This window comes from Leptospira ellinghausenii (assembly GCF_003114815.1).
Classification (GTDB): Bacteria; Spirochaetota; Leptospiria; order Leptospirales; family Leptospiraceae; genus Leptospira_A; species Leptospira_A ellinghausenii.
Genome location: NZ_BFAZ01000003.1, coordinates 104648 through 115229 on the forward strand (window position 1 = coordinate 104648; position 10582 = coordinate 115229).

General features: G+C 39.2%; 10 protein-coding genes. 5 read left to right on the forward strand and 5 right to left on the reverse strand.

Annotated features, from left to right (window positions below; translation table 11 throughout):
• Positions 1–8 precede the first annotated feature (8 nt).
• Both DI076_RS02755 and DI076_RS02760 read left to right on the forward strand, forming a co-directional pair.
• On the forward strand, positions 9–1433 hold the full coding sequence (locus tag DI076_RS02755) for an LA_2168 family protein (protein WP_439957261.1): 1425 nt from the start codon (positions 9–11) through the stop codon (positions 1431–1433).
• Positions 1430–3067, forward strand: a complete 1638-nt coding sequence (locus DI076_RS02760) for a phospholipase D-like domain-containing protein (protein WP_108958512.1) — start codon at positions 1430–1432, stop codon at positions 3065–3067. The genes DI076_RS02755 and DI076_RS02760 overlap by 4 nt, the downstream gene beginning before the upstream one ends.
• Here the strand turns inward: DI076_RS02760 and DI076_RS02765 are convergent, their stop codons facing one another.
• The 5 genes from DI076_RS02765 to DI076_RS02785 form a co-directional block, all read right to left on the reverse strand.
• Entirely contained in the window at positions 3068–3253 is a 186-nt protein-coding gene (locus tag DI076_RS02765) for a hypothetical protein (RefSeq protein WP_100727218.1), read from the reverse strand.
• Positions 3254–3296: 43 nt separating this feature from the next.
• Positions 3297–4538 (reverse strand): MFS transporter, encoded by a 1242-nt coding sequence (locus DI076_RS02770; RefSeq protein WP_108958513.1) that lies wholly within the window; start codon positions 4536–4538, stop codon positions 3297–3299.
• A 61-nt stretch (positions 4539–4599) separates the two neighbouring features.
• Entirely contained in the window at positions 4600–5583 is a 984-nt protein-coding gene (locus DI076_RS02775; RefSeq protein WP_108958514.1) for an LBF_2017 N-terminal domain-containing protein, read from the reverse strand.
• Between the two features lie 7 nt (positions 5584–5590).
• Positions 5591–6379 (reverse strand): FecR family protein, encoded by a 789-nt coding sequence (locus tag DI076_RS02780; RefSeq protein ID WP_108958515.1) that lies wholly within the window; start codon positions 6377–6379, stop codon positions 5591–5593.
• Positions 6380–6537: 158 nt separating this feature from the next.
• On the reverse strand, positions 6538–7080 hold the full coding sequence (locus DI076_RS02785; RefSeq protein WP_108958670.1) for an NUDIX hydrolase: 543 nt from the start codon (positions 7078–7080) through the stop codon (positions 6538–6540).
• Between the two features lie 132 nt (positions 7081–7212).
• On the opposite strand from DI076_RS02785, the gene DI076_RS02790 reads away from it, so the two are divergent.
• The 3 genes from DI076_RS02790 to DI076_RS02800 all read left to right on the forward strand — a co-directional run bounded on the left by DI076_RS02790 (position 7213) and on the right by DI076_RS02800 (position 10581).
• The gene (locus tag DI076_RS02790) at positions 7213–7809 is read left to right on the forward strand and encodes a glutathione S-transferase family protein (protein WP_108958516.1); all 597 of its coding nucleotides are present in this window, start codon (positions 7213–7215) and stop codon (positions 7807–7809) included.
• Positions 7810–7876: 67 nt separating this feature from the next.
• Positions 7877–9892, forward strand: a complete 2016-nt coding sequence (locus DI076_RS02795; protein WP_174705007.1) for an ATP-dependent helicase — start codon at positions 7877–7879, stop codon at positions 9890–9892.
• On the forward strand, positions 9892–10581 hold the full coding sequence (locus DI076_RS02800) for a tetratricopeptide repeat protein (RefSeq protein WP_108958518.1): 690 nt from the start codon (positions 9892–9894) through the stop codon (positions 10579–10581). Before DI076_RS02795 ends, DI076_RS02800 begins: the two co-directional genes overlap by 1 nt.
• Position 10582: the final 1 nt, after the last annotated feature.

Consider the following 10582-nt stretch of genomic DNA (forward strand, 5'->3'; position numbering starts at 1 on the left):
AACCGTTAATTTATCTAACGTTCGTTATTTTCAATTTCCTAGTCTTGAATTTTATTCCTTTTACAAGAGTGTATGGAATTGGTCTTGAGTTTGGCATTTATGGCTATGAATTATTTTTAAAAGAAAACCAAAACACCAAACCATTGGAAGTTCCCAATTGGGATTTTCATAACCAAAGATGGGGGCAAGTATTTCGTAACGATGCCTATTTGAATCGAAGCTCAGGAGAATCAGGTTTTGTTGGTTTAAAAGATAAGAATAACCGAAACCAAATCCACTGGAACCTTGATGTCCAACTCACAACAGGACCAGAAACCGGGTTACGAAATTATTACTTAGGAAAAAATCATTTTTTAGGTTACCAATCCAAATTGTTTTTTTTAGGGGTGGGCCGAAGGGAACACTTGTTTTCACCTAAAAGTTTTTCCACTCAATACGATGGAGGCGAAGGTTTATTTTTAGAAATAAAACCTGAATCCAATCTTACATTTCAATTTATGATTTGGGATTTTTATTCTGGATCACTTCTCCTCTCGAAAGACCAATTTCATGGTTTACTTCGTACGGAATCTTCTTCGGAATTTTTGACATCCGAAAAAAAGAATGAAGGGTTTAGTCGTTCTCATCATAGGAGGCATAGTTTCGGGATCCATTATGGTGAATCTAATTCTTTACGACTTGGTTTTCACTACTTGGAACTAGGAGGTTTTGGGCCTAACACAAAAGACCATCCAAGTGAAACAAAGAAGAATTCTGCAGATGGTGATTCTCTCTTTTCCGGGAATTTTGGATTTGGAATACAATTTGAAACCTTATCCTTTGCATTTGATTTTTTGTGGTGTAAGGGGAGTGACAGGACTCGTTCCCAAATCGCAGAGAAACCGGGAACCATTCCAATTGCAGGTGAGGCAATCCAAATTGGCACTGAATTAAAGTTAGGTGAATTTAAAATAAGAAGTTCTCATTTTCTCTCCGATACTGCAGAAACAAATCAAAACCATCAAATTGTAAAAGAAGGTTATGTATCAATGGGTACACACCCGAGTCAAACACCTTATTTATCACAGATATTTCGAATGTTTCCATCGGCCGCCGTCACTGAATCGGGGTATGAGAAGAACTTTGCCCTCATCGAAGGAAGAGCCTTCGGGTATTTAACGGAATTGGTACTTTCATACCAATACCAACAAGTCATTGTTAAGTTAATCGGAAATTATTTTGTGCCTTACCACCAAAATGGTTTGTTAGATGGTCGGATCCATTTTCAAAAAAGACAATTTGAGAAATTTTTTGTGGCTGAAGGTATGTTGGAAGTGGCACTTAAAAGTGAGGAAGGGTTTGAGTTAGGAGTTGGGCTTTCTCAGTTATATCTACCGGAATCCATGGGTATCAGTTCTAATTTTGGATATGTCTATGGAAGGTACCAAATTTGAAAATAGATAGAGATAAAAAGTTCATTCCTTTTATTCCAATCATTAGTGTATGGTTTGTTTTGCATTGCCATTCACCAAAATCAAAACTAGATCTGTCTGCATTTTTATTTCCAAGTCCACTGAGTGAAATTTATTTCTCTTATCCCGGTCGGAATGTGACAAAAGAAAAAAAGAGAATCGTAAGAGATGTGATTCTTTCAGAAATTCAAAAGTCGAAGGAATCCATTCGTATGTATGTTTATTCGATTGATGACTATGAAATCATCTCTGCCCTGTATGCCAAAAAAAGAACTGGAGTGAATATCCAAATTTATGGCGACAAAGATGAGGATTACAAGGAACTAGAGTCTTTTGGATTCAAAGTACAACGTTGGGAAGGTTCAGGGATTCACCATACAAAGATTATGTTATTCGATCGAAAAAGAATGTTCCTTGGTACAGGAAATTTTACTTCGCATGGATTGGAAACAGATCACAATGTCTATTGGATCCAAAATCTTAAACTTCCAGAATACGATGCACTTGTTTACACATTGGAGGGTAAAAATCTTTTGGGAACTGTCGAAGTTGGAGGCTTAAAATATATATTTTCACCTGACGCAGGGTTTGAAATCCAAGCTCAGATCCTTGAGGCAATTGATTCGGCAAAAGTATCCATCCAATATTTAATTTATTCTCACTTCGATCCGGTCATAAGTTTAAAGTTATTAGAAGCATCAAAACGAGGGGTGCGGGTTTGGGGAATTTATAACTCACCGAAACAAACAAATCCCGAAGCGATTTATCTAAGCCAACATTTGCCTTTCCCATCTCAAATCTGGGAAGATGGAAATGTCGACTTTGTGTATGAAGAGAATGCATACAAAGGTGGACTCTTACACCACAAAACAATGGTAATCGACGAAAGGGATGTATATGTTGGGTCTTATAATTATTCTGTATCAGCAAGGGACAATAACAAAGAAGTATTTGTCAAAATGAGTCACCCTCTCATTACGAATGAATTTTTAAAGGAGTGGAAACGGATTGAATCAAATGCCATTCCACTCATAGCGTCCAATGTTTCTGCCGATACAGACCAAACTTGGGAGTTACATTCTTTTATGATCAAACGTTTTTATAATCCCTTGTACGAAACAAATTTGTTTTTCCAAGAAACAGGAAATTTTGACTCTAACTCTAATGCCCTTGCAAAACCATACCAACAATCGTTAGGTTGGGTTGGGATTCCAAAAAACAATGGTTTGGAAAAGGAATGGGGAAGGTTTGATTGGGAAAAAGTCGAACCAGATCCAATATGGGAAATGAGTGAAGGAACGGATATATCCTTAAGTTTACAAAATTACTTCCTTGGAACACGTGTGAGTCTTTCCAATGGAGAAAAAATCCATTCCATTTCCATTTGGGATGGAAGTAATCCGAAAGAATTGATTCCAATTGATCCAAATTCCATTGCAGTGGGAAGGACAAACTTTAGGCAGGGTAAAAATCTTTGGATGTGGGTTCATACAGAGAAACGAACCATATCCTTTTGCCATACAAGACAAAAAAATACCATTCCAAGATGGATAGTATTTCTGTTAAACCGTTTGCAGGCAAAACAGAATCAATCTTTGTTATGTTCTAATGACTAGTCATTCCATTTTATCTTCTATGATGGGAACCAAAATTTTGGCGATATCCTCTTGCAATTTCATGTAGTTATTGATTCCTAAATGTGTGATCTGTTTGTTCACATCATTTAACATCGTTTGTATGAGAAGGATTAGAGTGTGTTTTTTATCTTCGGGAAGTTTTGAATCATGGATCAAATCGGACATGGCTTGTCCAATTTGTCATGGAAATGAGAATTTCCAAGCATTTTTAAACCCAGTTTTTTAGCTCTAGTTCTTTTAGTTTGGGTGCCAGCCGATACGTAAACATCACAATGAATACCGTCATGGTGGCTCCAAACACAACAGAACCAACTGTCCCTAAAAATTTAGCAGAAATTCCTGATTCAAATGCACCAATTTCATTGGAGGAACCAATAAACACTTTATTGATAGCACTCACTCGCCCACGCATATCTTCCGGAGTCATCGTTTGCATGATGGTCGAACGGATTACGACCGAAACACTATCGAATACACCTGATAAAAATAAAGCGAAAAGAGAGAGATAAAATGAATGGGATAAACCAAATACCAACATACAGATCCCAAATCCAAATACACAAGAGAGTAAAACCTTACCTGATTTTTCAAGTGGTGGTTTGTAAGTTAGGTAATAGGCCATAATCAAAGCACCAAAGGAAGGTGCTGCGCGCAAATACCCGAGTCCTTCCGAACCAACGAATAAAATATCCTTTGCAAATACAGGAAGAAGAGCAACGGCTCCGCCAAATAAAACAGCAAACATATCGAGTGCCATGGCACCTAACATGATCTCATTTTTTAAAACAAATTTTAAACCTTTGAGCAGGCTATCTTTAAGTGGTTCTTTGACTTTTGTTTCTGGTAAACTTCGTTTTTTAATCCAAAAGAATAACAGGAAGGGTAAACCAATACAAATAGAATCTAGTCCATAAGCCCAGTGGATTCCTAAACTCCCATACACAATTCCACCAAGAGCTGGACCAATGACGGCACCAGCTTGGAAAGATGTTCCCATCCAAGCTGCTGAATGTGGGTAATGTTCTCTTGGCACAAGTTGAGTAACAAAACTAAAAATAGCAGGGGAAATAAATCCTCGAGCAATCCCAGAGACCAATATCACTAAAAATATCGGATATGCCTTATAAGTTTCCAAAAGATAAAACAATGGACCAGTGAATGCAAATAAGGTGAGGGAACAGACGAATAAAAAAAACAGACATACAACAATGATATTTCTGCGGTCTCTAAGGTCTGCTAGGTGGCCCGCATAAAGAGAGACAAGGATGGAAGGAATGGCTTCAAACAATCCAACAAGGCCCAGATCCAACACACTACCTGTAAGTTCATAAACCTGCCAACCAACGATTGTTGCTTGGATATTAATCGCAAGGACCATAAAAAACCGAGCGACAATAAAAAACCGAAAGTCTTTATGTTGGAAAATGGCTAAAGAAAGATTTTTTTTCATCTCTATTCAGCCAATGTTATCCTACAAAATCAAGGTGCAATTCACAAATTGCGGATTAGGATTAATTCGATTCACTTCCCAATTGGAAATTTAAAGTTTTTACTGGTTCTTCATTTCCTACTTGGTCCACTGCATAATAAAACAATTGGAAGGAACCTTTACATTCAGATTTTAAACCTAATACGGAGATATCCGTTGTAAAGGATTTAAACTCAGATTGAGTTCCTGATTGGCAGGTGATCGAATACAGAATATCTTTAACTCCACTTCGATTGTCTTTTGCTACCAATCGGATTGCAGAAGTTGGGGATAAAAAGTTTGTATTCCCTTTTCCTTTTGTCATCGTACCCATCCACTCTACATTGGAAGTTGGAGGATTCGTATCTTTAGTAAATTCTACTATTTGAATTGGTTCTTTGTTTCCAGCCCTGTCCACAGAGAAATAAAATAATTTGTATTCTCCTTCTTCTGTAAAAGGAATCGAAGCTAAAGATTTTGCAGAATTCCATTGCCCATCATTCACTCGGTAACGAACTTCCGCAATTCCCGAAGCATCATCGCTAGGTGATACATTGATATGGTCTCTCGTTAAATACCTAGAACCAACTTCCTTTTCTTTGATAATCACAAAACTATCGTTAGAGATTACGGAGACTTGTTTTTTCGGAACTGGTTTTGGTTCAAATGTTTTTTTTGTTACAAATTCTTTTGGAACAGACAAAGGAGAACCAGGGTCTACATTTGTAGAGAACACTTGGGTCCAAAATCCTTTCGCTCCATATTCACCTAACCTGCGAACACGAAAGTATTCGAAGTCATCTTTTGGAGTCACAGTGATTCGATTCCCTTTGAATTGAATCACCTCTGGTGGTTTTGGCGCTATCGATGCTTCCATTTCGCTTGGTTTTTCTTGCCAAAGTTCCAATTCAAAATTGGCATCGGCTTCCGCATCGATGAGGATTCTTAGTTCCCTTTTTGGTTTAGAATCTACGGCACTAAAAATCAGTACTAATAAAGTGAGAATTACAGTTAGATTTTGTTTCATATCCCTTCTATTCTTCTTTGATACGAGGTGCTTCTGGAATTTTATAAGGTTGGACAGGTGACTTTCCTTTTTCGACGAAGGTTGCCATTCCTTGTGTCAGTTCTACCGTTTTCCCTTGTGCATTTACATCCACAACACCTTCAAAACAAGAGATTGTTGAACTCAATTTTTCATCGAGTTCCACTCGGAACTCAGTCCCTCTCACACCGGCAGTAGAAGACGGGCTAACAATATTGAATTTATGGTTCGTCGTTGGCGGATCACTTTTTGTCACTTTTGCGTCAAGGCTACCTTTAAAAAGTGCCACTGTGACAGGCCCACCTTTTTTATCTTCCCCTCTCACTTCAAAATGGCTATTGTTTAAGATGCGTACCATTCCCACCTGGTTGATGTGGATGTCCGTTTTTCCCTTTCCATTGGTTTTGATTTGGTCATTCGGATGTAATTCTTGGCCAAGTTTGAGTGGAGTCCAAGGTCCTTTTCCACCAGTTCCATTCCATTCCACTTGTCCCATCACAAATTCAGTAACACCAACCACTGACTTTCTTAAAAAAACAGGAACTACAAGAGAGAGACCTGGTTTGATCAAATCGGGATTTGGAATTTTATTGTATTTCAAGAGTTCTGGCCAACGTTTCGGATCAGAAAGGTGGCGTTCCGAAATGAGAGAAAGAGTTTCTCCCTTTTGGACAGTGATGGTGATGGGTTCCAATGCCGCATCTGGTTCTGCCATGACAGGGAATTGGCAGAACATTATGATAAGTACTAGGATAGTGTGTACGATGGACTTTCTCATATTCATACTTTCTCAAACTTCTGTTTAAATTTCCAGCGATTTCGTAAATCTTGGGGATTTTTCTAAACGAAGTTTTCCATCAAAGCATTCGAATGATCTAAAGAATTGATCCAAAACATCCGAACCCTCTCCAAATTGTTCCTTATCAAAGTTAGTTTCTAACCTTCAAGTAAAAAATAAATCCCGAGTGCGGCCGCCATATGGGGGTGATGGATTGTTCCGTCAAGTAACAGCCGTTTGACTTCTTTTGGCGATTTTAATACAATTTCAATATCTTCCCCTTCATCAAACTCTACATCATGCACAGGTTCCACATCATAGGCTACGTAAGAATAGGACCAGTTGGTGAACATGGCTGGATTGCCAGAAAATTTTGACAATAATTTGATTTTGTTTGGATCAGTTGCATAACCTGTTTCTTCACGTAACTCTCGGATGACGGATGTTAGCTCACTATCTGGTCCTTCTTCATCCACAATGCCACCAGGAATTTCTAAGCTGTCTTCACCAATCCCATGTCTGTATTGTTTGATAAGTAAAATTTCACCAGTTTTGGTGACGGGAACCACATTCACCCAGTTTCTGGATTTTAATACATAATAGGTTTTTTCTTTTTCCGAACGTGGTAGTTTGATATCGAAAGATGCCAAAGTATAAATGGGAGTAGGGAATAGGTCTTTCCAATTTTTTCGTTCTTTCAATTGTTTTTGTTCCTTTAGTGCAGTTTTAATCCATCTCCAATCCAATCTTGGGTCCGAAGGATTGACTAGCTTTTTTTAGAAGTTTCAATCTTACTCCTTGCTAGAAGAAGCATAGTTTGAAAACCTTTCCTTATGAAATTATACGGTAGCATCACTTCCCCTTATGTCAGACGAATTCGATTCCTCTGTTTAGAACTAGGGATACCTTTCCAACTGGTTGATACGATGACAGAATCTGGGCAAAAAGAACTACGAGAAAAAAATCCTCTTTGGAAAGTTCCATACTTGGAAACAGACGATGTCAAAATTTGGGATAGCCATACTATCACTGATTATATTTTGGAAACAAAAGGTCATGGTAAGTTTCGTCCGAAAGCTGGTGACCATCTTTACAGAGAAGCCAATCTACTCACAGCCATTGACCAAGCTCTTGACAATGCCATTCTCCTCTTTTATTTGAATAAGGAGGGAATCAAACCGGATGCCGCTCCTTACTTAACCAAAAATGCACTTCGGATCAGTTCTATTTTAGAATTCATCAAACGAGAGTTAAGTGGCAATCACTTCTTTTCCGATGGAAAAGTAGGTTTATCTGAGATCGCGCTGTATTCCACTTTGGATTGGATGCGATTTCGTTCTGTTTTGCCCATTCTCGAAGAGGAAATTTTTGTCAATTTTCTGAATTTCCATGGGCCAAATAAATCTTGGATGGAAACGGCACCTAAGTAAACTTCCCAAACCTTTTTTACTCGACCCCATTTGATTTCACTGGATTATGTCCCTTACTGGACTCCCTATGAAATTGAATGCGGCACAAATGGAAGCAGTTTCCACCATCCAAGGTCCCCTTCTTGTTTTTGCAGGAGCGGGGTCAGGGAAAACCCGTGTTATTACCAACCGGATCGCTCATATGGTGGAGGGAGTGAAAATCCCAGCCAGTAAAATCGTTGCTCTCTCTTTTACCAACAAAAGTGCAAAAGAAATGGCAGAGCGCCTCCGAAAGATGGTTCCGAGGGAAAAACTGAAAGGGATCACACTTTCTACCTTCCATTCGTTAGGCCTAAAGATCCTAAAAGAACACATCACAAAACTTGGTTACAACGAAACGTTTTTACTCTTTAACGGGACAGACCAAGAAGCTTTTGTTTCCGACCTTTTAAAATCCAAACGCCTGGATCCCAAAAAAGTTCCCCCAAAAGAAATCCTTCGCCGTATCTCTTATGCCAAAAATACGCAAGTCCACCCCAAGGACAATGGACTCTCTGGTGAATTTGATTTAGTGGCTGCTGAAGTTTTTTCCCTGTATGAAGAAGGACTCAAAGAAAAAAATGCAATCGACTTTGATGATTTGATATTACTTCCCAAACGGCTGTTAGCTGAGTTTCCTGAAATTGCGGCCTATTACCAAAGGAAACACGAATACTTCCTTGTGGATGAATTCCAAGATACAAACCAACTCCAATATGAGTTTTTATCTCTTTTTCGAGGGAACAGTGATAACCTTTGTGTGGTAGGGGACGACGACCAAAGTATCTATGCGTTTCGTGGTTCCAATGTCCAACTCATCCTCAATTTTGAAAGGGAATTCCCTCATGCGAAAGTGGTGAGACTTCTCGAAAATTATAGATCCACATCACTCATCATCCAAGCAGCAAACTCTCTCATCCAAAACAACAAAGGCCGAAAGGAAAAAACCTTGTACAGCCGAATCCCTTCCGCCGAACGAGTGGAATACTATGAAACCGCTGATGAAAGGGAAGAAGCCATCTTTGTAGCCGGGCGGATCCAAACCTTACTCATCAAAAATGAATTTAAGGGAAAAGAAATTGCCATCCTCTTTCGTACGAACTTTCAATCGAGACCCTTTGAAGAGGAACTTCGAAACCGTAGCATCCCTTACAAAGTAGTAGGTGGTTATAATTTTTTTGACCGCAAAGAAATCCGAGATTGTATCTCCTACCTTCGGTATGTCGCAAACCCGAAGGATGATTACTCCCTCCTTCGCATCATCAATTACCCAAAACGGGGGATTGGTCCTGGCACTATGCAAAAACTGCAGGAAGAAGCCTTTACCCACAAACTTTCGTTGTATGAAATCTTCCATAAAATGATTGAGAGTCCAGACTATTTGCCCGAAGTAAAGGCTAAGGTCAGACAAGAAATTTACCAATTTGTAGAAATGGTGGATGCTTTCAAAAAGAAGTTTGCCATGTCTCCGAAACTAGCTCCAGTCCTTCGGGAAATGATCACCCAAATCGGATTTGAGCGGGAAATTTCCATGGAAGAGACCGAAGAGAAGGTGGTCAAAGCCCGGATCTACAATTTGAGTGAACTGGTAAACATGTTGTCCTTTTTTGAAGAAGAAGAGGGCAGGGAAGGCAAGGCCACGATTTTTGACTTCCTACAAAGATTAGTCCTCCTTATGGAAGACGAACCAAAGGAAGATGAAGAGGACAGGCGGGTGCAACTCCTTACGATGCACCAGTCCAAAGGACTCGAATACGATTTAGTATTTTTAGTGGGACTAGAAGAGGGAATTTTACCGAACTCACGTGTTATAGAAGAAGAAGGGGAAGTGGTCGATGAAGAACGACGCCTTCTCTACGTGGGTATGACTCGCCCAAGGCGAAAATTGTACTTGACTTCGGCTCGTACAAGACGCAAATTTGGGGAGCAAATCGAGAGTGCCCCCTCTCGGTTTTTAAACGAGCTGTCTCAGGACGCTGTTCTTTTTTTCCCGATGGAAACGAAGGATAGAGACACAGAAACTAAGAATTTCTTAGAGGAATTAGACAAACTAAAGGTAGGCTAATGAAATCGATTCTCCCACTCACCCTCCTATTGTTGGTAGTGGCATTTGAAAATTGCGCATCAAACAAGGAAACCATCCGCCCAGGAGTTTCCAAAATCAACACAGGGTCTCATTTGGCCCAAATCGAAGCAATCGATGCTGATCTCAAATCCTCTACACTCTCTGACGAATCCCGTGACAAATTAATCATCAAAAAGGGAAAGTTATTACTCGATTTAGGTCGTTATGAAGAAACGATCACAACTCTCAACCAAGTGAACCAGGCAAAAGCAAATCCTGTGCAATTGTCTGAGTGGAATTTGGCAATGGGAAAAGCCTATATCGGAAAAAACGAATATAGTAAAGCCATCCAGTTCTTAAACCAATCGGAAAAACTCGATAAAAATACGAACCTAATGGAACGTAAAAAACTTGTAGTTCAATCCCTTGTGGCAGAAAGAGAATATTACCCAGCACTTGCAACTCTTACCAAAACTTACACAAAAGGAAATCAGAAAAAAGACGAATTCTATTATGAGACGGCTGCAAAGACCTATCTCAAAATGGGTTTCGAATACAAAAACACTGGTTTTTACCAAAAAGGATTACAAGTAGCAAACCTTGGTTTGGAAGAATTTCCTAACAATGAAACGTTAAAATCCATTCAAAAAGAATGTTTGGAAGTGTTACAGCCGGAGGGCAAACTCTAAG

Bases quoted from the DNA above. Each gene is read 5' to 3' on its own strand.
- DI076_RS02765 (WP_100727218.1), bottom strand. From the start codon at position 3,253: ATGTCCGATTTGATCCATGATTCAAAACTTCCCGAAGATAAAAAACAC.
- DI076_RS02770 (WP_108958513.1), bottom strand. From the start codon at position 4,538: ATGAAAAAAAATCTTTCTTTAGCCATTTTCCAACATAAAGACTTTCGG.
- DI076_RS02775 (WP_108958514.1), bottom strand. From the start codon at position 5,583: ATGAAACAAAATCTAACTGTAATTCTCACTTTATTAGTACTGATTTTT.
- DI076_RS02780 (WP_108958515.1), bottom strand. From the start codon at position 6,379: ATGAGAAAGTCCATCGTACACACTATCCTAGTACTTATCATAATGTTC.
- DI076_RS02790 (WP_108958516.1), top strand. From the start codon at position 7,213: ATGAAATTATACGGTAGCATCACTTCCCCTTATGTCAGACGAATTCGA.
- DI076_RS02795 (WP_174705007.1), top strand. From the start codon at position 7,877: ATGAAATTGAATGCGGCACAAATGGAAGCAGTTTCCACCATCCAAGGT.
- DI076_RS02800 (WP_108958518.1), top strand. From the start codon at position 9,892: ATGAAATCGATTCTCCCACTCACCCTCCTATTGTTGGTAGTGGCATTT.